Source organism: Nocardioides stalactiti, from assembly GCF_014180715.1.
Taxonomy (GTDB): domain Bacteria; phylum Actinomycetota; class Actinomycetes; order Propionibacteriales; family Nocardioidaceae; genus Nocardioides; species Nocardioides stalactiti.
In genome coordinates, this window is record NZ_JACEFC010000026.1 from 1 (window position 1) to 20,502 (window position 20,502).

Annotated in this window: 25 protein-coding genes; 5 read left to right on the forward strand and 20 right to left on the reverse strand. The window is 72.4% G+C overall.

All coding sequences use genetic code 11. The features are described from left to right. The 4 genes from H0487_RS07425 to H0487_RS07440 all read right to left on the reverse strand — a co-directional run. A partial coding sequence (locus tag H0487_RS07425; RefSeq protein ID WP_183093598.1) for a GMC family oxidoreductase occupies positions 1-1,281 on the reverse strand: 1,281 nt, incomplete at its 3' end. A gap of 35 nt (positions 1,282-1,316) precedes the next feature. After that, the gene (gene trhA, locus H0487_RS07430; RefSeq protein ID WP_183093599.1) at positions 1,317-2,072 is read right to left on the reverse strand and encodes a PAQR family membrane homeostasis protein TrhA; all 756 of its coding nucleotides are present in this window, start codon (positions 2,070-2,072) and stop codon (positions 1,317-1,319) included. Between the two features lie 79 nt (positions 2,073-2,151). Then, positions 2,152-3,084, reverse strand: a complete 933-nt coding sequence (locus H0487_RS07435) for an alpha/beta fold hydrolase (protein WP_183093600.1) — start codon at positions 3,082-3,084, stop codon at positions 2,152-2,154. A gap of 62 nt (positions 3,085-3,146) precedes the next feature. Further along, positions 3,147-3,938 carry an enoyl-CoA hydratase/isomerase family protein gene (locus H0487_RS07440; RefSeq protein ID WP_183093601.1) on the reverse strand — a complete coding sequence of 264 codons (792 nt, stop codon included), beginning with the start codon at positions 3,936-3,938 and terminating at the stop codon, positions 3,147-3,149. Positions 3,939-3,970: 32 nt separating this feature from the next. Between H0487_RS07440 and H0487_RS07445 the strand changes: the two genes are divergently transcribed. Then, a complete protein-coding gene (locus H0487_RS07445; protein ID WP_183093602.1) occupies positions 3,971-4,621 on the forward strand; it encodes a TetR/AcrR family transcriptional regulator in 651 nt (216 codons plus the stop codon). Positions 4,622-4,730: 109 nt separating this feature from the next. Here the strand turns inward: H0487_RS07445 and paaE are convergent, their stop codons facing one another. Genes paaE through paaA form a run of 5 tightly spaced genes read right to left on the reverse strand, consistent with a single transcriptional unit; the run spans position 4,731 to position 8,348 of the window. Next, positions 4,731-5,807, reverse strand: coding sequence for a 1,2-phenylacetyl-CoA epoxidase subunit PaaE (gene paaE, locus H0487_RS07450; protein ID WP_183093603.1), 1,077 nt, complete (start codon positions 5,805-5,807; stop codon positions 4,731-4,733). Then, positions 5,808-6,299, reverse strand: coding sequence for a 1,2-phenylacetyl-CoA epoxidase subunit PaaD (gene paaD / locus H0487_RS07455; protein WP_312855854.1), 492 nt, complete (start codon positions 6,297-6,299; stop codon positions 5,808-5,810). It abuts the gene before it with no gap. Next, entirely contained in the window at positions 6,296-7,123 is an 828-nt protein-coding gene (gene paaC / locus H0487_RS07460; protein WP_220793174.1) for a 1,2-phenylacetyl-CoA epoxidase subunit PaaC, read from the reverse strand. Before paaC ends, paaD begins: the two co-directional genes overlap by 4 nt. 20 nt (positions 7,124-7,143) lie before the next feature. Further along, entirely contained in the window at positions 7,144-7,431 is a 288-nt protein-coding gene (paaB, locus tag H0487_RS07465) for a 1,2-phenylacetyl-CoA epoxidase subunit PaaB (protein WP_183093604.1), read from the reverse strand. Further along, positions 7,428-8,348 (reverse strand): 1,2-phenylacetyl-CoA epoxidase subunit PaaA, encoded by a 921-nt coding sequence (gene paaA / locus H0487_RS07470; RefSeq protein ID WP_183093605.1) that lies wholly within the window; start codon positions 8,346-8,348, stop codon positions 7,428-7,430. Before paaA ends, paaB begins: the two co-directional genes overlap by 4 nt. A 107-nt stretch (positions 8,349-8,455) precedes the next feature. On the opposite strand from paaA, the gene H0487_RS07475 reads away from it, so the two are divergent. Next, positions 8,456-9,298: a 3-hydroxybutyryl-CoA dehydrogenase gene (locus tag H0487_RS07475; protein ID WP_183093606.1), complete on the forward strand. Its 843-nt coding sequence runs from the start codon at positions 8,456-8,458 to the stop codon at positions 9,296-9,298. Here H0487_RS07475 and H0487_RS07480 read toward each other — a convergent pair. Then, a complete protein-coding gene (locus H0487_RS07480; protein WP_183093607.1) occupies positions 9,295-9,666 on the reverse strand; it encodes an MmcQ/YjbR family DNA-binding protein in 372 nt (123 codons plus the stop codon). The genes H0487_RS07475 and H0487_RS07480 overlap by 4 nt on opposite strands. 207 nt (positions 9,667-9,873) lie before the next feature. After that, positions 9,874-11,136 carry an oxygenase MpaB family protein gene (locus H0487_RS07485; protein WP_183093608.1) on the reverse strand — a complete coding sequence of 421 codons (1,263 nt, stop codon included), beginning with the start codon at positions 11,134-11,136 and terminating at the stop codon, positions 9,874-9,876. Between the two features lie 43 nt (positions 11,137-11,179). Here H0487_RS07485 and H0487_RS07490 point away from each other — a divergent pair, with 43 nt between their 5' ends. Next, positions 11,180-11,770: a TetR/AcrR family transcriptional regulator gene (locus H0487_RS07490; protein WP_220793175.1), complete on the forward strand. Its 591-nt coding sequence runs from the start codon at positions 11,180-11,182 to the stop codon at positions 11,768-11,770. On the opposite strand, the gene H0487_RS07495 is transcribed toward H0487_RS07490, so the two are convergent. From H0487_RS07495 to mca, 3 genes are read right to left on the reverse strand one after another with little or no spacing between them, the layout of a single operon-like run. Next, the gene (locus H0487_RS07495) at positions 11,755-12,387 is read right to left on the reverse strand and encodes a LysE family translocator (protein WP_246383105.1); all 633 of its coding nucleotides are present in this window, start codon (positions 12,385-12,387) and stop codon (positions 11,755-11,757) included. The two genes, H0487_RS07490 and H0487_RS07495, sit on opposite strands and share 16 nt — an antisense overlap. A gap of 8 nt (positions 12,388-12,395) precedes the next feature. Beyond that, positions 12,396-12,644: a hypothetical protein gene (locus H0487_RS07500; RefSeq protein ID WP_183093610.1), complete on the reverse strand. Its 249-nt coding sequence runs from the start codon at positions 12,642-12,644 to the stop codon at positions 12,396-12,398. A gap of 16 nt (positions 12,645-12,660) precedes the next feature. Beyond that, positions 12,661-13,563 carry a mycothiol conjugate amidase Mca gene (gene mca, locus H0487_RS07505; protein WP_376766669.1) on the reverse strand — a complete coding sequence of 301 codons (903 nt, stop codon included), beginning with the start codon at positions 13,561-13,563 and terminating at the stop codon, positions 12,661-12,663. Between the two features lie 32 nt (positions 13,564-13,595). Here mca and H0487_RS07510 point away from each other — a divergent pair, with 32 nt between their 5' ends. Both H0487_RS07510 and greA read left to right on the forward strand, forming a co-directional pair. Next, complete coding sequence (locus tag H0487_RS07510) at positions 13,596-14,006, forward strand: DUF4307 domain-containing protein (RefSeq protein WP_183093612.1); 411 nt, start codon at positions 13,596-13,598, stop codon at positions 14,004-14,006. 162 nt (positions 14,007-14,168) lie between these two features. Further along, entirely contained in the window at positions 14,169-14,666 is a 498-nt protein-coding gene (gene greA, locus H0487_RS07515; RefSeq protein ID WP_183093613.1) for a transcription elongation factor GreA, read from the forward strand. A gap of 34 nt (positions 14,667-14,700) precedes the next feature. Here greA and ilvA read toward each other — a convergent pair whose 3' ends face one another. Genes ilvA through H0487_RS07545 form a run of 6 tightly spaced genes read right to left on the reverse strand, consistent with a single transcriptional unit; the run spans position 14,701 to position 20,385 of the window. After that, complete coding sequence (gene ilvA, locus H0487_RS07520) at positions 14,701-15,936, reverse strand: threonine ammonia-lyase (protein WP_183093614.1); 1,236 nt, start codon at positions 15,934-15,936, stop codon at positions 14,701-14,703. Further along, entirely contained in the window at positions 15,929-17,305 is a 1,377-nt protein-coding gene (locus H0487_RS07525) for an AI-2E family transporter (protein WP_312855855.1), read from the reverse strand. Before H0487_RS07525 ends, ilvA begins: the two co-directional genes overlap by 8 nt. Then, on the reverse strand, positions 17,302-18,639 hold the full coding sequence (locus tag H0487_RS07530) for a glutamate mutase L (protein WP_246383107.1): 1,338 nt from the start codon (positions 18,637-18,639) through the stop codon (positions 17,302-17,304). The genes H0487_RS07525 and H0487_RS07530 overlap by 4 nt, the downstream gene beginning before the upstream one ends. After that, the gene (locus H0487_RS07535) at positions 18,636-19,796 is read right to left on the reverse strand and encodes a cystathionine gamma-synthase (protein ID WP_183093615.1); all 1,161 of its coding nucleotides are present in this window, start codon (positions 19,794-19,796) and stop codon (positions 18,636-18,638) included. Before H0487_RS07535 ends, H0487_RS07530 begins: the two co-directional genes overlap by 4 nt. 14 nt (positions 19,797-19,810) lie before the next feature. Further along, positions 19,811-20,179, reverse strand: coding sequence for a type II toxin-antitoxin system death-on-curing family toxin (locus tag H0487_RS07540; RefSeq protein ID WP_183093616.1), 369 nt, complete (start codon positions 20,177-20,179; stop codon positions 19,811-19,813). Next, positions 20,179-20,385, reverse strand: a complete 207-nt coding sequence (locus H0487_RS07545; RefSeq protein ID WP_183093617.1) for a ribbon-helix-helix domain-containing protein — start codon at positions 20,383-20,385, stop codon at positions 20,179-20,181. Before H0487_RS07545 ends, H0487_RS07540 begins: the two co-directional genes overlap by 1 nt. Positions 20,386-20,502 lie beyond the last annotated feature (117 nt).

Consider the following 20,502-nt stretch of genomic DNA (forward strand, 5'->3'; position numbering starts at 1 on the left):
CACCTCGGTGTCGGCGGCCGCCCGCAGGTACGCGGGATCGATGAGCGGGGCCGCCGTCGGGTCGGCCGAGGCGAGCCGCACGGTGCCGCGGCTCTCGGGATAGATGAGCGTCGGGAAGACGCTCACACCCGGCTTGGTCGTCGGCGGCCGGACCGCCTTGGCACCGTCCTGGTTGGGGAACGGATAGATCCAGTAGAGCTGGAGGATCTGGAGGTCCGGGATCGCACCCGCCCGCGAGGAGCGCACGAAGCCGGTGGTCTCGAACTGCGACCCGCTCGCCCATCCGGTACGACGGAACCGGGCCTGCGCGAGCCCCCGCAGGAAGTACGACGGCGTCGCCCTCCGGAGCGCCGAGTCCATGCGGAACGAGATCGGCACGAACAGGTGGTCGTGCAGGTTCTCCCCCACCGGGAGGTCGGAGCGGACCTCGATCCCGTGCTCACGCAGGTGGGCGGCCGGTCCGATGCCGGAGAGCATGAGCAGCTTCGGGGAGTCGAAGGCGCCGGCGGACAGCACCACCTCGCGGTCGGCGTGGATGGTCTGCACCTCACCATCGGCGCCGACCACCTCGACAGCGGTCGCGCGGCCGTTGTCGACGACCACCCGGGTCGCCCGCGCCTTCGTGAGGACGACCAGGTTGTCCAGCGGGTCGGTGCGCAGGTAGGCGCGGGCCGCCGAGGACCGGGCTCCCTGGTCGGCGCTGATCTGGATGATCCCGACGCCCTCCTGGTCCGCCCCGTTGTAGTCGTCGATCACCGGGATGCCGAGGCGGTCCGGCACCTTCTCCAGGTAGGCCTCGGTCGCGCCCGTGAGGTCGCGCTGGCGTCGTACCTTGATCGGGCCGCCGGCACCGCGGACGTCGCTCGCCCCGCCCTCCCAGTCCTCCATCCGTCGGAACGACGGGAGCACGTCGTCGTAGGACCAGCCGTCGGCACCGTCGGCCGCCCAGTCGTCGAAGTTCTTGCGGTTGCCGCGGACGAAGAGCATGCCGTTGATCGAGCTGGACCCGCCGACGACCTTGCCGCGGGTCATCGGGATCACCCGGTCGAGCGCGCTGGCCTGGGGGACGGACTTGTAGCCCCAGTCGACGAGCTTCTTGAGCTGCGGCGAGGCGAGCAGCACCGCGACCGCGCCGGGGATCTCGATGAGGCTGCGGACCGCCCGGCTGGTCTCGGGCCCACCCGCCTCGAGGACGATGACGCTGGCCCCGCTCTCGGCGAGCCGGCGCGCCACCGCGCACCCCGCACTGCCTGCACCGACGACGACGTAGTCCGCTCGCACGAGGCGATACTAGAACAAGTTCTAGGCCCGAGCTCTCAGCCGGCGTGGAGGACGAACACGCCCGCGCAGTGGGCGGCGAACCCCGCCGCCGTGAAGCAGTGGAAGATCTCGTGGAACCCGAACCAGGTCGGCCACGGGTCGGGGGCCTTGCGGGCGTAGACGACGGCGCCGGCCGAGTACAGGAGGCCGCCGAGAGCCAGCAGCGCCAGCGCGAGCGGCGCCCCCGCACCGATGAGCTGGGGCGCGAAGCCGATCGCCACCCATCCGAGCGCGAGGTAGGACCCCGTGCTCGCCCAGCGCGGCGCGTGCGGGAACCCGATCCGGAAGGTCGCCCCGACGAAAGCGCCTGCCCACGCCAGCACCAGCATCGTCACGGCGGCGCCACCCGAGAGGAGCAGCACGGCGAACGGCGTGTAGGAGCCGGCGATGAGGACGTAGATGTTCGCGTGGTCGAAGCGCTGCAGCCAGACCCCGGCCGCGCCCGCCCACGGGTGCAGGTTGTAGAGCGCGGAGACCGCGAAGAGCAGCAGCGAGGAGACCGCGAAGACAGCCGTGGCCAACCGCTCGACGCCAGCCTCGGCGGCCGACACCAGGAGGACCCCGATGACGACCACCAGCGGCGTCAGGCCCGCGTGGACCCAGCCCCGGGTCCGCGGCCGCAGCACGGCGACGACATCGGCGACCAGGTCCGACGCGGCGTCGCGGACGGCGTCGCCCAGCTGCTCGAGCCGGTCGGGGACCCAGCCGAGGGCGTCCGAGACCGAGGTGTCGGTGACGTGTGGTGTCGCCATGGCCGCCTCCCCCCAGGTTCGCGTCGTACCCCTCAGGATCGGCGCGGGCAGGCGCAACTTGAGCGACCCGGCGAGGCCCTCAGCCGGTGCGTGAGCTCCAGGCGTCGTACAGGCGGAGGTAGGACTCAGGGTCCTCCATCATCAGCGCGTGCCGGCGGTCGTCGAGGACGTGGCCCTCCCAGTCCGGGCGCGCCGCGAGCACCGAGCGAAGGACGCGAGCAGGCACGAGCGCGTCCTGGCTGCCGCCGAGCATCAGCGTCGGGGCGTCGACGGCACGCACCGCCGCCCAGACCCGACGCGGGTCGACCCACAGCCCCGCGATGGAACGGGTCGCCGACAGCAGGGCACGCCGCCGGTCGACCCCCTCGACCTCCCGGCCGAAGTCGGCCGCCAGCAGGTCGAGCATCGCCCGGTCGACGCCCTCGGGGTCGCCGTAGATGAGCTTGAGCATCGAGCGGCGTCGCCGCCGTGCCAGGTCGGGGCCGGCCAGCCCGACCGCCCCCAACGAGAGCGCGGTGACCGACGACAGGGCGATCGGCGACATCGTGCCGATCGTCGCGCGGCTCGGGGCGAGGAAGCCGACCGGCGAGCGTGGGGGCAGCGCCGGCGACACCAGCACGAGCTGGTCGACGCGGTCCGGGTGGGCGGCCGCGACGAGCGTCCCGATAAGGCCGCCCATGGAGTTCCCGTGGAGGGCGAAGGTGTCCCACCCGAGCGTGTCGGCGACCTCGACGACGAACGCGACGTAGCCGTCGATGGTGAGCGGGTCGTCGTCGGTGTTGGGCGTGCGGCCGAAGCCCGGAAGGTCCACCGCCACCACGGGGCCGTGGGCGGCCAGGCCCGCGATGACCTCGACCCAGGTGACCGAGGAGCCCGCGAGCCCGTGGACGAGCAGCTGCGGCACCTCCCCCGTCGTACGACGGCTCGCGGCGCGCAGCACCCGCACCCGCCGACCACCCACCTCGATCGAGCCGTCGGTCACCGACGGCCAGCTCTCCAGCTGGTCGCTCACCTCGAGCACAGTGCCCCCCTCACGCCGCGAAACCGATCGCCCGCAGCATGGCAGACCGCAGGTCAGCGGCCGCGGAACTCCGGCTTCTCGCGGGCGAGGAACGCCGCCACGGCGCCGCCGTGGTCCTGGCTACGGCCGACCCGGGCCTGGCCGACGGCCTCCTCGAGCAGGGTCTCCTCCAGGGTGCGGTCCAGGCCGACGGCGAGGAGCCGCTTGGACTCCGCGTAGGCCAGCGTCGGCCCGGCGGCGAGACGCTGCGCAAGGGCGAGGGCGCTCGCCCGCACGTCCTCGCTCGGCACGACCTCACCGGCGATGCCCCAGCCGACCGCCTCCTCGGGCGTGAAGCTGCGGCCGAGCAGGACCAACTCGCGCGCCCGCGCGTCGCCGACCGCGCGCGGCAGCGTCGCCGCCAGTCCCGAGTCGCAGGTGAGCCCGATCGCGGAGAACGCCGTGCCGAGCGTGGCGCCGGCCGCGAAGACCCTGAGGTCGCAGGCCAGCGCAAAGCCGAGCCCTGCCCCCACGCAGGTGCCGTTGACCGCCGCCACGACCGGCTTGGGCATCGTCGCGAGGCCGAGCACGATCGGCGCGTAGTGCAGCGCGACCGTCTCGAAGGCGGTCTCGGCGTCGGCCTCCAGCGCGGCCGCGTGCTCCCCGAGGTCCTGGCCGACGCAGAACGACCGGCCCGCCCCGGTGAGGACGACGGCCCGCACGTCGGGATCCGCCCCCACCTCGCCGAGGGCGGCGACCAGCGCCTCCTTGACCTCCACGGTCAGCGCGTTGTGGCGGTCGGGCCGGTTCAGGGTCACGGTCGCCACCGCGTCCGATCGTTCGACGGTCACCGGTGCGTCGGTCATGGCTGCCTCCAGGAGGGTGGGAATCTGGGCGGGTGGACGAGGAGCGGACGGCGCCGGCGCGACGCGGGCGGCCGGGCTACGACCAGGCGACGGTGCTGCGCCGGGCGATCGAGCTCTTCAACCAGCGTGGGTACGACGGCACCAGCGTGGGTGACCTGGCGAACGACCTGGGGCTGTCCAAGTCGGCGATCTATCACCACGTCCCGAGCAAGGAGCACCTGCTCCAGCAGGCCCTCGACGAGGCCCTCGGCGCTCTGACGGCCGCGATCGACCGGATCGAGGCGGCCGACCTGAGCGCGGTCGAGCGGCTGCGGACCACGGTCCGGAGCAGTGTCGTGATCCTGGTCGAGCACCTGCCGGCCGTCACCCTGCTGCTGCGGGTCCACGGCAACAGTGCCGCCGAGCAGGAGGCCCTTGCTCGCCGCCGCGGGCTCGACGACCGGCTGGCGGCGATGGTCCGGGCCGCGGTCGCCGACGGCGACCTGCGCGCCGACATCGAGCCCGACGTGCTCAGCCGGCTGCTGTTCGGGATGGTCAACTCGCTCGTCGAGTGGGTCCGGCCCGGCCACGACGAGAGCGCCGAGCACCTCGCCGACGCGGTGACAGCGCTGGCGTTCGACGGGCTTCTCATGAGGCCGGGTCCGCCGGCTCCCGCCGTCGCGAGCGGGCACAAGCGGGTGTGAGGGCAAGGCGCGGTCGCGACGTCGTACTTGCTCGTCCATCGAGCGGCCGCAACGCCGCCATCGCGCCCGAATGCGCCCGCGCAGCAGGCGGGAGCGGGCGGACCCGGCCTCAGACATCGAAGTCGACCGTCACCCGATCACTGACGGGCACCGTCTGGCAGGTCAGGACGAACCCCTGGGCGACCTCGCCCGGTTCGAGGGCGTAGTTGCGCACCATCTCGACCTCCCCGTCGACGACCCTCGCCCGGCAGGTGCCGCACACCCCGCCCTTGCACGCGAACGGCAGGTCGCTGCGGGTCTCCTGAACGGCGTCGAGGATCCGGCGGTCGCGCGGCACGTGCGTCGTCGTACGCCGTCCGTCGAGGAGGACGTCCACCGCACTGGTCACCCCCTCGACGACCCGGTCGGCATGCCGCAGCGGAGGCGGGGGCTCGTCGACGTAGAAGTGCTCGACGTGGACCCGGTCCCCCGGCACGCCGAGGTCGGCGAGGACCGCCCGCGCGTCGGCCAGCATCCCGAACGGCCCGCACAGCCACACGTGGTCGACGTCGACCGGGACGATGCTGGTGAGCAGCGCCCGCAGCCGCTCCGCGTCGAGGCGGCCGGTGAACAGGTCGACGTCGCGCGGCTCGCGGGAGAGCACGTGGACGAGCTCCAACCGGGCCGGGTGCACGTCCTTGAGGTCGGCGAGGTCCTCGGCGAACATCACCGACGTCGTCGTCCGGTTGCCGTAGACCAGGCTGACCCGGCTCGCCGGGTGCCGCAGCACGGAGGTGGCGATCGACAGCATCGGGGTGATCCCCGAGCCGGCGGCGATGCAGAGATGGCGCTCACCCGCCTCGGGATCGGCGCGGAAGCTGCCCGTCGGTGGGGCGACCTCGACCAGGTCGCCGGGACGCAGGTCGCGGACCAGCCACCGGGAGAAGAGGCCGTCGGGGACCTCGCGCACCCCGATGCGGAGCGGTGCTCCGGCAGCCGCGCAGATCGAGTAGTGGCGACGGTGCTCGACGCCGTCGACGACCCGTCGCACCAGCACCGCCTGACCGGGCACGAACGCGAACGCGCCCTCCAGGTCGGGCGGTACGACGAACGTCACCGCGGCGGCGTCGTCGGTCAGCCGGTCGACCCGCGCCACGGTCAGCGGGTGGAACGTCGTGCGGGGCGGCGCCACAGGAACGGCCGTCACTCAGATCTCCTTGACGTGCTCGAACGGCTCGCCGCAGGCCGCGCAGCGATAGAGCGCGGTGCAGGCGGTGGGGCCGAACTCGGAGGTCAGGTCGACCTCGGGGCCGCCGCAGCGGGGGCAGGTCAGGCTGCGACGCGGCGGGCCGAGGCGCAGCGGCATCGGACCGCTCCTCCGCGGCGCGGGTCCGGGCGGCGACACCCCGGCCTCGACGAGCGCGGCGCGGCCCTGCTCGGTGATCCAGTCCGTCGTCCACGCCGGTTCGAGCGCGATCCGCACGCTGACGTCGTCGTACCCCTCGGCGCGGAGCCGCCGCACCAGGTCGGCACGCATCTCCGCGGTCGCGGGGCAACCGGAGTAGGTCGGCGTGATGGTGACGACCACCTCGCCGCTGTCGCCGACGTCGACCGACCGGAGCACGCCGAGGTCGGCGAGGGTGAGCATCGGCATCTCGGGGTCGACGACCGTCGCCGCGACCTCCGCGGCCGCCCTCACCACCGCCCCCGGGGATGGGCACGAGCGACGCTCTGCATCTCGGCGAGCAGGTCCGTGAGGTGCGGCGTGTGGCCGCCGAGGATGGCGGGCGGCCGGACGTCGGGGGCGGTCACGCCAGCGGCATCGAGCACGCGCCCGAGCACCTCCTCGGCCTGCGGGTCCTCCCCCAGCTCGCGGCGGTGCGCCCACACGGTGGCGAGCCCGGCCTCCAGCCGCCGGCGGGACTCCTCGGTGCCCCCGGCCAGGACGACGAACCAGCGCCCGGCGAAGTCCCGGTGGTAGGTCAGCTCCTTGACCCCGCGCGCAGCGATCCCGCGCAGCGCACGATCCGGGTGGTCCGACAGCCGCTCGAACAGGGCGAGCCGGTGGGTGGCGAAGACGAGCACCCGGCAGACGGTCTCGGCGAAGTCCCCGTTGGGCAGCTCGACCAGCGTCGCGTTGCGGAAGTCGCCGGCGTCACGGAAGAACGCCAGCGCATCCTCGGCCGGCACCGGCGACCCCTCCGGGAGGTCGGGCACCAGTGCCGGGTCGGCGGCCGCGGCCCGGGCGAGGAGGAGCCGCGCCTGGCCGACGAGGTCGAGCGCGATGTTGGCCAGCGCCACGTCCTCCTCCAGGTCGGGCGCCCGGCTGCACCACTCCGAGAGCCGGTGCCCCAGGACGAGCGCGTCGTCCCCCAGCACCAGGCAGTACGACGCCAGCTCGACGGGATCGATCCCGTCCGGGACGGTGAGGTCCATCCCCGCGAGCGGGTCGTCGTGGGCCGCCTCGCCGAACGCCCAGTGGGCGTCGTCGACGAGCAGGCCGGCGTACGCGTTGTCGTCCATCAGTCGCCCTCACCCCTCCGTCACATGTGGGGAACGTCGTCGGGGATGTCGTAGAAGGTCGGGTGCCGATAGACCTTGTCGCCGCTCGGCGCGAAGAGCGGGTCCTTCTCGTCGGGGCTGGACGCGGTGATCGCGTCGGAGCGGACCACCCAGATGCTCACGCCCTCGCTGCGACGGGTGTAGACGTCGCGGGCGTGCCGCAGGGCCAGGGCGTCGTCGGGCGCGTGCAGCGAGCCGACGTGGACGTGGTTGAGTCCCCGCTTGCTGCGGACGAAGACCTCGTAGAGGGGCCACTCACTGCGGGTCATCGGGCTGCTCCTCGTGGTTCCTGGGGTTCCCGAGGCTCACGGGCAGCGAAGGCGGTCGCCGCCTCGCGGACCCACGCCCCGTCGTCGTGGGCCTGCTTGCGGTGGGCGATCCGCTCGGTCGCACACGGACCGCCGCCCTTGACCACCCGCCAGAACTCGTCCCAGTCGAGGTCGTTGCCGGGCAGCGTCACCCCGAGCGCCGCCGCCTGGGGTGCGGTCATCTCGATGAAGCGGGCGCGGAGCTCGTCGTTGGTGTGGCGCTTGATGCCCCACTCCATCGACTGCTGGGTGTTGGGCGAGTCGGCGTCCGGGGGGCCGAACATCATCAGTGCCGGCCTCCAGAACCGGTCGACCGACTCCTGCACCATCGCCCGCTGCTCGTCGGTGCCGCGCATCATCGTCGCGAGCAGCTCGAAGCCCTGACGCTGGTGGAAGGACTCCTCCTTGCAGATCCGGATCATCGCCCGGCCGTAGGGGCCGTAGGAGGTCCGGCAGAGCGGCACCTGGTTGCAGATCGCGGCTCCGTCGACGAGCCAGCCGATGGTGCCGACGTCGGCGTACGACAGCGTCGGGTAGTTGAAGATCGAGGAGTACTTCTGGGCGCCGCTGATGAGCTGCTCGGTGAGGTCCTGCCGCGACACCCCGAGCGTCTCGCACGCCGAGTAGAGGTAGAGCCCGTGCCCGGCCTCGTCCTGCACCTTCGCCAGCAGGATCGCCTTGCGACGCAGCGACGGGGCCCGGGTGATCCAGGCGCCCTCGGGCTGCATCCCGATGATCTCGGAGTGCGCGTGCTGGGCGACCTGCCGCACCACGGTGCGCCGGTAGCCCTCGGGCATCCAGTCGCGCGGCTCGATCCGGTCGCCCGCGGCGATGGTCGCCGCGAAGCCTGCCGCGAGGTCCGCCTCGACCGCCGTCACGAGAGGATCTCCTTCGATTTACTGACCGTTCGTTAGGTAATACTGTGACACAGGCCACTACCCCGCACAATCAACGGGACGCGGCCCGAGCACGAGAGGGAGCTGACATGGAGCGCATCGGAGTGGTGGGCGGCGGCCTGATGGGGGCGGGCATCGCCGAGGTCTGCGCCCGCGCGGGCCGCGACGTCGTGGTCGCGGAGGCCAACGAACCGGCCGCGGAGGCCGCGCGGGCCCGGATCGAGAAGTCGCTGCGACGAGCGGCCGAGCGCGGCAAGCTCGACGACCCCGAGGCCGTGCTGGCTCGGATCCGGTTCGTCGCCGACCTCGAGGAGGTCGCCGACCGCGACCTCGTCATCGAGGCGATCGTCGAGGCGGAGGACGCGAAGGTCGACCTCTTCGCCCGGCTCGACAAGATCGTCCAGCCCGGCGCGATCCTGGCCTCCAACACCTCCTCGATCCCGATCATGAAGCTGGCGGTCGCGACCCAGCGGCCGCAGCAGGTGCTCGGCATCCACTTCTTCAACCCGGTCCCGGTGCTCAAGCTGGTCGAGCTGGTGCCGAGCCTGCTGACGTCGGACGAGACGACCGCCCGTTCGCGGGCCTTCGTCGAGGAGGGCCTGGGCAAGCAGGCGATCCTCTGCCAGGACCGGGCCGGCTTCGTGGTCAACGCGCTGCTGATCCCGTTCATCCTGTCGGCGATCCGGATGATGGAGTCGGGCTTCGCGACCGCCGAGGACATCGACCACGGACTGGTCCTCGGGGCGGCCCACCCGCAGGGCCCGCTCGCGCTGGCCGACCTGATCGGGCTCGACACGACCAAGGCGGTCGCCGAGTCCCTCTACGAGGAGTTCAAGGAGCCGCTCTACGCTCCCCCGCCACTGCTGCAGCGGATGGTCTCCGCCGGCCTGCTCGGCCGCAAGACCGGCCGCGGCTTCTACACCTACTCCTAGGCCGAGGGACGCTCGACCGTCTCGGCGAGGCGCTGCGGCGCCTGGAGGCAGAACGAGTCGGTGAGCAGCTCGGCCAGCTCACCCCAGTCGGTGTCGTCGTCCACCAGCATCCCGACGACGTTGCCGCCCCACTCGCTCTTGAAGTACGGCGCTCCGAGGTGCTGGAACGCCATCACCTCGTCGGGCTCGGCCCGGAAGGTGATCCGGTAGAGCTGGTCCTCCCCGCCGAACAGGTGGCACACCGTCGCCTGGCCCACCCGCCAGCGGACGCCGACCCACGCGGTCTCCTCGTTGCACTCCGGGAAGACCTCCATCACCGAGCGAAGTCGGTCGACCCACGCCAGGGGCACCTCGGGACGATCAGCCACGTCCCGAAATCTGCCACACCTCACCGACACCCCCGACGAACCCGCAGGGTTCGGTCGACGAACCCGCAGCGTTCGGTCGGCGAACCCGCAGCGTTCGGTCGAGGAACCCGGCGGGTTCGAGGGCCAAAGCGTGCAAGTCCGGCGACCGAAGTGTGCGGGTTCGAGGGCCAAAGCGTGCAAGTTCGGCGACCGAAGTGTGCGGGTTCGTCAGGGCTTGAGGTCGCCGACGGCCTGCGGCTCGTCGAGGAAGTAGGAGTCGAGGAGGCGCTGGGACACCCGGTCGCCCCAGGCGAGGAGACGGCGCCGGCCCCACGCCGTACGACCGAGGACGCGGTAGCGGACGGTGTTGAGCACGACCAGGTAGACGTGCGCCCAGGGCGGGCGGAGCGGCAGCCCGAGGTCGCGCATGCTCAACGGCCCGAGGAACGTCGTCAGCATGCTGAGCAGGCGCTCCCTCTCGTACGACGCCCGCAGCCCCTGCAGGGCCCGCGGCCAGCCGGGATAGTGGCGCTCCCGCTGCGCGGCGACGATCGCCTGCGCGAGCTGGGGACCGGCTTCGGAGATGTCCGCCTGGGCCAGCAGCACGTGGTAGGCCTGCCGGTGCCGCTCCCCCTCGGTGTCGACGAGGAACTCCTCGTCCACGCCCATCAGCCACCCGACGTACTTCCACAGGTGCAGGACGGCCCGCGACTCCCGCCGCGTCACCCGCACGCCGAGGCCGCGCGAGCCGAGGAGGAGCACGCCGTCGAAGAGCATCAGGGTCGACGCCTGGTCGGCCTGGTTGATCGGGAGGCCCCATCGCTCGGAGTCCCAGGTGTCCTCGAACGCCGCGTTGACGAGCGCGTGCATGGCCCGCACGTGGACGGTCAGCCGCCACGCCTCGCCGCCCGGACCGCCGTCGACGGGCGGCCGCAGCGCGTCGGGCCGGGTGAGGGCCACGACCCACGTCTGGGTCTCGCCGAGGCGACGCCGGGTGCTGTCACCGACCAGGCCGCCCGTGGCGAGGAGCAGGTCGGGCGGCCCGCCGAAGCGGTAGCCGCCGATGAGCGAGAGCTGGGTGAGGACGTCGGCGGCGTTCATCCCCAGACGCCGTGTCGCCAGGGCCCCCTCGGCCACCAGGTCCCAGTCGACCCAGTCCGGGGTCGCCGAGACCTCGGCGAAGAACGAGCTCAGCGCCTCCGGCGGGTCCGGTACGGCGTCCAGCCCGCCCTCGAGCGCGGACCTGAGCTGCTGCATCGAGACCCGTCCCGGCTGCCCTGCTCGCATCCGGATCGCGTGGGCGAGGGCCGCACCGGGCTCGTCGCGCTCGCCGAACGCCTGCCCGATCCGCGCCATCAGGTCCTCGTCGACCCGCTTGACGCGCCCCATCAACCGCAGCGGCGCGCCCAGCCGCACGCCGCGCGCCTCCGCCTCGCGGTAGCGCTGCGGGAAGGCACCCCGCGGAGGGTCCTCGACCCGTTGTGCTGTCATGCCTCATTGTGACGCGAGTATTTGCTCGCATACAATTCGCATCATGCGCAAGCAGCCCCGGCAGGAACGCTCCCGTCAGATGGTCGAGCGGATCGTGGCCGCAGGCCGCGAGGTCCTCGTCGAGCGGGGCTACGACGGGTTCTCCACCAACCACGTCGCGACCGCGGCCGGGATCAGCCCCGGCTCGCTCTACCAGTACTTCCCGAACAAGGCCGCGATCCTGGACGAGGTCGTCGACAGGTACGTCGCCGAGTCGGCCGAGCAGGTGACCTCGGCGATGTCCGACCGGATCACGGCGCTCGGCCCGGACCTGGTCCGGGACGTCGCCGACGCCCTCGTCGCCGTCCTCGAGGCCGACCGTGCGCTCCTGCGGGTCGTGGCCGAGGAGCTCCCCCTGGCGCGGTCGAGGGCGCGGCTCACCGCGCTCGAGCGCCAGGTCCGCGAGGTCAGCACCGCATATCTGGCTGCCCGCCCCGACCTGCACCGCCGACCACCGGCAGCCGCGGCCTGGGTGATGGTGCTGGCGATCGAGAACCTGGCCGTCCGCTGGGTCCTCGACCAGCCGGCCGCGGTCAGCCGCGACCAGCTGCTCGACGAGACCGTCGCTCTGGTGAGCGGCTACCTGGTCTCGTGACCGGTGAGGGCCATCCCGACGCCGAGCCCGATCATCGACGTACCGCCGACGGTGCCGAGCGCGCGGCCGCGCCGCGGTGAGCTGGCGAACCAGTCCCGAGCGCGCCCGGCGGCGAGCGCCCACACCGTGTCGCACACGAGGCCGAGGACGACGGCCAGGGTTCCGAGCACGAACATCTGGACCGGGACCGAGCTCCGGTCGGGGTCGACGAAGGGCGGCAGCAGCGCGGCGAAGATGAGGAAGCCCTTGGGGTTGCTCACGCCGACGACGAGGCCCTGACGGATCGCGGCGGCGCGCGTCAACGGCGTCCGCGGGGTCGATGTGTCGACCCGCAGGGCGTCGCGGTGCCGCAGCGCCTGGACGCCGAGCCACACCAGGTAGGCCGCGCCCAGCAGCTTGATGACCGTGAAGACGACGATCGACTCGGCGACGAGCGCGCCGAGCCCGACCGCCACCAGCGTCATCACCACGAAGAGGCCGAGGGTGTTGCCGAGCACGCTGGCGAGGGCGACCCTCTGGCCGTAGGACACGGCGCGACCGACGACGAAGACGACGCTCGGGCCGGGGATGACGATGAGGACCAGCGCCGCGACGCCGAAGCCGAGCAGCTGGTCCATCCCGACCATCAGTCGGAGCTCGCTCCCCCGGCGCCGCCGTCGGCAGCGCTCTCGGCGGTCGTGTCAGCCGGCTCCGGGTCGCCGAAGACACCGGCCTCGGCGTTGGCGCCGGTCTTCTTCAGGTGCTTGGTGAGGCTCCACCCGAGGATCGCCACAGCGAGGATGAGGGCGATGAAGATGATGAAGCCGATCGGGCCGGCGACGACGTCCTCGTCCTCCGGTGCGGCGAGGACGGCCAGGGTCAGGTCGGCGAGCATGGGCCCATCTTCCCACTCACGTCACGACGCCCGCGAAGAGGTCGTCCTCCGGCAGCTCGCTTGCGACGTGGCTGGTCACCAGCTCGTAGTCCTCGGTCGGCCACACCTTCTGCTGGAGCTCGCGCGGGATGGCGAACCAGAAGCCGTCGGGGTCGATCTGCGTCGCGTGCGCGAGCAGCGCCTGGTCACGCACCCCGAAGTACTCCGCGCACGGGACCCGCGTGGTCACCCGCTTCTCCCACTCCGGGTCGCGGCTCCAGTTCTCGAGCCGCTCGGTCCACGGTGACTCGAGGTCGTGCTCGAGCATGGCGTCGTGGAGCGCCTTGATCCGGGCGTAGCTGAAGGTGTGGTGGTAGTACAGCTTGCTGACCTGCCACGCCTCACCGAGCTCCGGGGCGTACGACGGGTCGCCCGCCTTCTCGAACGCGTAGACCGAGATCTCGTGGCACTTGATGTGGTCGGGGTGGGGGTAGCCGCCGTTCTCGTCGTACGTCGTCATCACCTGCGGCCGGAAGCTGCGGACCAGCCGGATCAGCGGCGCTGCGGCCTCGTCGAGGGGGACCAGTCCGAAGCAGCCGTCGGGCAGCGGGGGCTTGGGGTCGCCGTCGGGCCAGCCGGAGTCGACGAAGCCGAGCCAGTCCTGGGTGACGCCGAGGATGTCGCGAGCCCGCTCCATCTCCTGGCGGCGGATCTCGTGGATATTCTCGAGGATGCCGGGGCGGTCCATCTTGGGGTTGAGGATCGAGCCGCGCTCACCGCCCGTGCAGGTGACGACGTGCACGTCGACGCCCTCCGCGACGTAGCGGGCCGTCGACGCCGCCCCCTTGCTCGACTCGTCGTCGGGGTGCGCGTGCACGTGCATCAGCCGAAGGCCGGCGCGCCCGCCCCCCGCCTGGGTCTCCTCTGCCATGCGCGTCATCGTAGGAGTTCGGGCCATGCGAGCATGAACCGGTGAGCGCCCCGACCTCTTCCCTCGCCGAGCGATACGGCGCGCCGCCGCGCTGGCGGCGGCCGCTTCTCCTCACGCTGGTGGTCATCGTGGTCGGCGCGTTCGCCGCGCTCTGGACCTGGATCACGATCGAGCAGTCCGACCCGCCCGTGAGCTCCGAGCTGGTCACCTCCGAGATCACCGACGACCACTCGGCGTCCGCGGTCATCCGGATCACCTTCGGCGACGGCCCGGTCGATGCCCGGTGCACGGTGCGGGCGATCGCCCACGACAAGACCATCGTCGGCCTGGCGGCGTTCGTCCCGGACCCTGACGAGGGTCCCGACTACACCGTCGAGATCGCGACCGAACGTCGGGCGACCGCCGTGGAGAACGTCGGCTGCACCGCCGAGGGACAGCCCCGGCCCCGCTGAAATGCCCCCGAACGGGACCGAGTTGGTAAACTCGTTCTTCTGTCCGGCCTCGAGCCGGCGCCCGACCGGCCTGACGGGGGCGCCCGTGCGGGCGAGACGATCCGGACCACCCGCACGACCATGACCCGAAGTTCCGCATATCCGAACGTCCAGGAGTACCCGATGACGCAGACCGACCAGACGATCTGGCTGACCCAGGATGCCTACGACAAGCTCCACGCCGAGCTCGAGGACCTCAAGGGCCCCCAGCGCGCGGAGATCGTCGCGAAGATCAGTGCGGCGCGGGACGAGGGCGACCTGAAGGAGAACGGCGGCTACCACGCGGCCAAGGACGAGCAGGGCCGGATCGAGGCGCGCATCCGCCAGCTCGAGGACATGCTCCGCAAGGCCGAGGTCGGCGAGACCCCCGCCGACGACGGCGTCGTCGAGCCCGGCATGGTCGTCACCTACAAGTTCGAGGGCGACAGCGACGACGAGGCGGAGACCTTCCTGCTCGGTGCCCGCGAGATCGAGCCCGAGGGCCTCACCGTCTACTCGCCGCAGTCACCCCTCGGCGCGGCCATCTCCGGTCACAAGGTCGGCGAGACGGTCTCCTACGAGGCGCCCAACGGCAAGCAGCTCGAGGTCGTCATCCTCGACGCCAAGCCGTACGGCGTTTGATTGCGCGAGCGTGTGCTGACCTCCCTGGAGGCGCTCAGCCGCGGTCGATGACCGTGTAGCCGTGCTCGTGGAGGCGCTCGATGAGCGCCGCTGCGTGCGGCTCGCCGCGCGTCTCCAGCTGGAGGTGCACGTCGACCTCGTCGAGCAGGAGGCTCGGCGAGATCCGCTCGTGCGCCACCTCGATGACGTTGGCGCCTGCCTCGCCGATCTGCGCGAGCAGACGCGCGAGACCGCCTGGTACGTCGGCGAGCGTCACCTGGAGATTGAGGTAGCGCCGCGCAGCCGCCATGCCGTGCCGGATCACCTTGCCGAGCAGCAGCGGGTCGATGTTGCCGCCCGAGAGGACCACGACGACCGGTCCCGCGAACCGGTGCGGCTCCACGCACAGCGCCGCGGCTGCGGCCGCGCCGGCCGGTTCGACGACGAGCTTCTCGCGCTCGGCCAGCGCCAGCAGGGCACGGGAGAGCGCCTCCTCGGAGACGGTGAGCATCTCGTCGACGTGCTGCTCGACGAGCCGGAACGTCAGCTCACCCGGCTGACCGACCGCGATGCCATCGGCCATCGTCGCCATCTGCGGCAGCCGGATCGGGTGGCCCTGGGCCAGTGACGGCGGGAAGGCCGCGGCCCCGGCCGCCTGCACCCCGACGACCCGCACGTCCGGGCGCAGCGCCTTGACCGCGACCGCGACGCCGGCGAGCAGCCCGCCGCCGCCGGTCGGGACCACCACGGTCGCCGCGTCGGGAAGCTGCTCGACGATCTCCAGGCCCAACGTGCCCTGGCCCGCGACGATGTCGGTGTTGTCGAACGGGTGGATGAGCACCGCGCCGGTCTCGGCCTCGAAGGCCCGCGCCTCCGCCAGCGCGTCCTCGAGCACGCCGTGGGCGAAGCGCACCTCGGCGCCGTACCCCTCCGTCGCCTTCACCTTGGGGATCGGTGCGCCGTCGGGCATGAAGACGGTCGCCGAGATGCCGTACTGCTGGGCCGCGAGCGCGACGCCCTGAGCGTGGTTGCCGGCGGACGCCGCGACCACGCCGCGGGCGCGTTCCTCGTCGGACAACCGGGCGATGCGGACGGCGGCACCGCGCACCTTGAACGAACCGGTGCGCTGCAGGTTCTCGCACTTGAGGTGCACCGCACGGCCGGCGAGCGCCGACAGCCAGCGCGACTCCAGCATCGGCGTCGGTACGGCGACGCTGTCGACGAGCGGCCGGGCCGCCTCGATGTCGGCGAGGGTCACCCCTGCGTCAGGACCGCGCTGGGGGTCAGGCATCGCTCGCTCCGTGGGGACCAGGATGGATGACGTCGTCCTCGAGCTCCTCGGCCGCCTCCGCGACCGGCATCTGGGCGAGCTCTGCCAGGTGGAGCACGACCGCGTTGGCGGCGGCTGCGAGCGGCACCGCGACGAGGGCGCCGACGACGCCCGCGACGAGGACGCCGCCGGCGATCGCGAGGATCACCCCGAGCGGGTGCAACGACACCCACCGACCGAGCAGGAACGGCTGCAGCACGTGTCCCTCGAGCTGCTGCACGCCGATGATCACCGCCAGCATGATGAGCGCGGTGACTGGGCCCTGGTCGACGAGCGCGACGAGCACGGCGACGATGCCGGCGATCGTCGCTCCGATCAACGGGATGAAGGCGCCGAGGAAGACGAGCACGCCGATGGCGAGCACGAACGGGACGTCGAGCACCGCGGCGCCGATCATCACCCCGGTGGCGTCGACCGCGGCGACGATGACCGTGGCCCGCACGAACTGGACGAGCGAGATCCAGGCGACGCGGCCCGAGCTGTCGACCCGCTCCCGCGCCACGCGCGGCGCCAGCCGGACGAGCCAGGACCAGATCCGGTCGCCGTCGGCGAGGAAGAAGTAGGTCGCGAACAGGGTGATGAAGAAGCCGGCCACGACGTGTCCGAGCGCGGCGCCGACCTCGGTGACCCGGCCGAGGATCTCTCCGTCCTGGGAGCGCTCGGTGATCATGTCCTGGGCGCTCTTGATCCAGTCGTTGATCTGGGAGTCGCTGGCGTTGACCGGCCCGTCCCGCAGCCAGCGGCGGATCTCGTCGAGGCCCTTCACCGTGGAGTCGGCCAGGTCGTTGGCGCCGGTCGCCACCTGCTGCCCGGCGAAGGTGAGCAGGGCGCCGACGGCGGCCATGCCACCGATCACGACGACGAGGGCAGCGAGCCCCTGGGGGACCTTGAGCCGGGTGAGCAGGTGGACGAGGGGCCAGGCCAGGGCACTGGCCAGCAGGGCGACCGCGAGCGGGATCGTGACGACCGCGAAGAAGCTGACCAGCCACATGAGCAGGTACGTCGCCGCCGCGATGACGAGCAGCCGCCAGGCCCACGCCGACGCCAGGTCGAGGCCCCACGGCACCTGGGCCCGGTCGAACCGTGACGGTCCGGTCGTGATCGGCGCCGGGCCACCGCGCCGCTCCTCGCGGACGATGGCCCACTGGTGGGCGAACCGCTGGAGGACGCTCTCGACGGTCTCCTCGCTCATGTCCCCGGCCTCACCGCCCTCGCCCGAGCGGCGCAGGCGGGGGAACCGGTGGCGCTGGCGGTGCTCGTCGAGCCCGTCCTCCGCGCCGTCCTCCGCGCCGTCCTCCGCGCTCTCGTCCGGGGGCCCCTGCTCAGTCACGTGGCCACCGTAGCGAGGGACCCGGCGAGCCGATAGGCGACATCGGGATGACTCCGGGCGAGCAGACCGACGGCCATCAGGAGGTAGTGCTCGTCGACCACGATCCGGGCCCGCTCGGGCAGCTGCCAGCCCTCGGGGTCGTCGGTCGTGACCAGTCCCCCGAGCACCCGCTCCGCGACCCCTGGCCGCCCGTGGCGCAGCACGCCGCCGCTGCCGACGAGCAGTGCGACCTCGCGCAGGTCGACGCCGCTGCGCTCGACGACCCGACCGTCCGCGGCGAGCACGACGCGCGACCGGCCGGCGTGGCGTCGTACGGCGGTCGCGGCCGCGTCGCGCGCGATCTGCTCGTCAGTGTCGTGCTCCGCCACCGTCGTCGGGAGGTACGACGCCGGCAGGCCGGCCGACTCGCGCATGCCGAGGTCGGCCTCGACGGTCCGGGTCGCCGCCATCGGCGCGACGACCTCGTGGGCGAGCTGCTCCTCGGAGCGCTCGGCGTCGAGGGTGACGACCGAGTAGACGTCGGTGGTCGCGCCGCCGATGTCGACCACGACGACGTCGCCGATCCCGGGCCGCTGCTCGTCGAGCCCGTGGGCGAGCAGCTCGACCCCGGCCAGGACGACGTCGGGCGTCGGGCCCTGGACCATCGCGGCCAGCTCGTCCGCCCGGTCCGAGAGGCCCTTGCCGGCGATGACGTGCTGCAGGAACTGGTCGCGCACGGCGTCGCGCGCGCCCTCGGGCGCGAGCACGCCGATCCGGGGCACCGCGTTGGCGGCCAGCACGTGCGGCTGCCCGGCCAGGACCGCGGCCACCTCGTCGTACGCCTCGACGTTGCCGGCGACGACGACCGGACCGTCGAACGCGGCGGCGACCGCGCGGGCGCCGTCGACGAGCGCCGCCCGGTTGCCGCCGTCGGTGCCGCCGGTGAGCAGGACCAGGTCGACCCCGTCGGCGGCGTCGCCGACGACCTCGGCCACCGCGTCCTCGGGCACCCGACCCGCGATGGCGGCCACGCCGACCACCTTGCCGCCGCTCGACAACGCCACGCGGCGACCGGCCTCGGCCGTCACCAGCGCCTCGTTGCCGACCACTGCGACCCGGAGCCCACCGCCCGCGCTCGAGCAGGCCAGGACCTCGGCGACCCGCGCCCGGGGGTCGACCTCGGCCAGCCGGTCGCGGCAGGCCGCGACGGCGTCGAGGACGTCGCCCGTCCCGTAGGTCGGGGCCTGGGCCCGGCCGACCACCGCCGCGGTGGCGAGGTCGACCAGGAGGGCCTTGGTGAAGGTGGAGCCCACGTCGACGCAGAGGACCACGTCGCCGGCCATCGGCTCGGTCAACTGAGCGCCTGCTCCAGGTCGGCGATGAGGTCGTCGACGCTCTCGATCCCGACACTGAGGCGGACCAGGTCGGCCGGGACCTCCAGGTCGGTGCCCGCCACGCTCGCGTGGGTCATCCGTCCGGGGTGCTCGATGAGCGACTCGACGCCGCCGAGCGACTCCCCGAGGGTGAACACCTCCGTGCGCTCGCAGACCTGCAGCGCGGCCTCCTCCCCGCCCGTGCAGCGGAACGAGACCATCCCGCCGAAGCGCTTCATCTGGCGCTGGGCGGTCTCGTGGCCCGGGTGGGTCTCCAGGCCGGGATAGATCACCGTGCCGACCCGGGGGTGGCTGGTGAGGAAGTCCGCGACCCGCTCGGCGTTGTCGCAGTGGCGGTCCATCCGGACCGCGAGCGTCTTGAGGCCGCGGTGGGTCAGGAACGCGTCGAACGGACCAGGCACGGCGCCCATCGCGTTCTGGTGGAAGGCGACCTTCTCGGCGACCTCGAGGTCACGCACCACGAGGGCACCACCGACGACGTCGGAGTGACCGCCGACGTACTTGGTGGTGCTGTGGACGACGACGTCGGCGCCGAGCCGCAGCGGCTGCTGGAGGTACGGCGACGCGAACGTGTTGTCGACGACCAGCAGTGCGCCGGCGTCGTGGGCGACCGCCGCGAGCGCCTCGATGTCACCGATGGAGAGCAGCGGGTTGGTGGGTGTCTCGACCCAGACGATCGTCGTCTCGCCGGGACGGATCGCGGCCCGGACCGCGTCGATGTCGTCGACCGGGGCCGGGCTGTGCCGCAGCCCCCACGGGACCGCCACCTTGTCGAAGAGGCGGAACGTCCCGCCGTACGCGTCGTCAGGGATGACGGCGTGGTCGCCGGGCCGGCACAACGCACGCAGCAGGGTGTCCTCGGCCGCGAGGCCGGAGGCGAACGCGAACGCCCGCTCCCCCTCCTCCAGGGCCGCCAACGCCCCCTCGAGCGCGGTGCGGGTCGGGTTGGCACTGCGGCTGTACTCGTAGCCGCCGCGCAGCCCGCCGACGCCGTCCTGCTTGTAGGTCGAGGTCGCATAGATGGGCGGGATCACCGCTCCGGTGGTCGGGTCCGGCTCGTAGCCCGCATGGATGGCGCGGGTCTCGAAGCCACTCTTCTGACGGTGCTCTTGGCTCACCCCAGCGAGCCTACTCAGGCCGGGATCCAGCCCCGAAGCGCCTCGGCGATCTCCGCGAGGTCCGCAGATCCGTCGGCCACCCCCATCACCAGGCCGAAGACGTCGTCGTCAGCAGCAGCGACCACCACGCCGCTGATCCGGAGGAAGACGTCGACCGCGAGCCACGCGATCCGCTTGTTGCCGTCGACCAGTCCGTGGTTCTGGCAGAGCGAGTGGAGCAGCGCTGCTGCCTTGTCGACGACGGTCGGATAGGCGTCCTCGCCGAACACGGTCGTCCGCGGTCGCGCGACCGCGGCCTCGAGCAGACCGTGGTCACGCACCGGTCCCGCCTGGAGGTCCTCGGTCAGCGCCAGCAGGTCCTCCAGGTCGAGGTACTCGACCATCAGACAGAGCCGAGACGGTCGAGGACGTCACCCCATCGATCGCGCGACGATGCCGACGCAGCCGCTACCCGCGACTTGTGTTCCGACCGCGCGTGCATGTCGAGCACCGCGCGACGAACGACTTCCTGCTTGGAGAGGCCCTGGCTCTGAGCCAGCTCCGCCAGCGCAGCGTCCAACTCGGCGTCGGTGCGCAGGGTGAAGGCCATGACGCTCATCATACTCCCCTTTGGTATCAGTGTGATACCAAAGAAATCGATCACGACTGGCGCGCGGGCAAGCCGGTTTCCACAACAGGCCGCGGGCGACGGCCGCGCGCCCGTCGT

Bases quoted from the DNA above. Each gene is read 5' to 3' on its own strand.
- trhA (WP_183093599.1), bottom strand. From the start codon at position 2,072: ATGGCGACACCACACGTCACCGACACCTCGGTCTCGGACGCCCTCGGC.
- H0487_RS07440 (WP_183093601.1), bottom strand. From the start codon at position 3,938: ATGACCGACGCACCGGTGACCGTCGAACGATCGGACGCGGTGGCGACC.
- paaC (WP_220793174.1), bottom strand. From the start codon at position 7,123: ATGGACGACAACGCGTACGCCGGCCTGCTCGTCGACGACGCCCACTGG.
- paaB (WP_183093604.1), bottom strand. From the start codon at position 7,431: ATGACCCGCAGTGAGTGGCCCCTCTACGAGGTCTTCGTCCGCAGCAAG.
- H0487_RS07475 (WP_183093606.1), top strand. From the start codon at position 8,456: ATGGAGCGCATCGGAGTGGTGGGCGGCGGCCTGATGGGGGCGGGCATC.
- H0487_RS07485 (WP_183093608.1), bottom strand. From the start codon at position 11,136: ATGACAGCACAACGGGTCGAGGACCCTCCGCGGGGTGCCTTCCCGCAG.
- H0487_RS07490 (WP_220793175.1), top strand. From the start codon at position 11,180: ATGCGCAAGCAGCCCCGGCAGGAACGCTCCCGTCAGATGGTCGAGCGG.
- H0487_RS07495 (WP_246383105.1), bottom strand. From the start codon at position 12,387: ATGGACCAGCTGCTCGGCTTCGGCGTCGCGGCGCTGGTCCTCATCGTC.
- H0487_RS07500 (WP_183093610.1), bottom strand. From the start codon at position 12,644: ATGCTCGCCGACCTGACCCTGGCCGTCCTCGCCGCACCGGAGGACGAG.
- mca (WP_376766669.1), bottom strand. From the start codon at position 13,563: ATGACGCGCATGGCAGAGGAGACCCAGGCGGGGGGCGGGCGCGCCGGC.
- greA (WP_183093613.1), top strand. From the start codon at position 14,169: ATGACGCAGACCGACCAGACGATCTGGCTGACCCAGGATGCCTACGAC.
- ilvA (WP_183093614.1), bottom strand. From the start codon at position 15,936: ATGCCTGACCCCCAGCGCGGTCCTGACGCAGGGGTGACCCTCGCCGAC.
- H0487_RS07540 (WP_183093616.1), bottom strand. From the start codon at position 20,179: ATGGTCGAGTACCTCGACCTGGAGGACCTGCTGGCGCTGACCGAGGAC.
- H0487_RS07545 (WP_183093617.1), bottom strand. From the start codon at position 20,385: ATGGCCTTCACCCTGCGCACCGACGCCGAGTTGGACGCTGCGCTGGCG.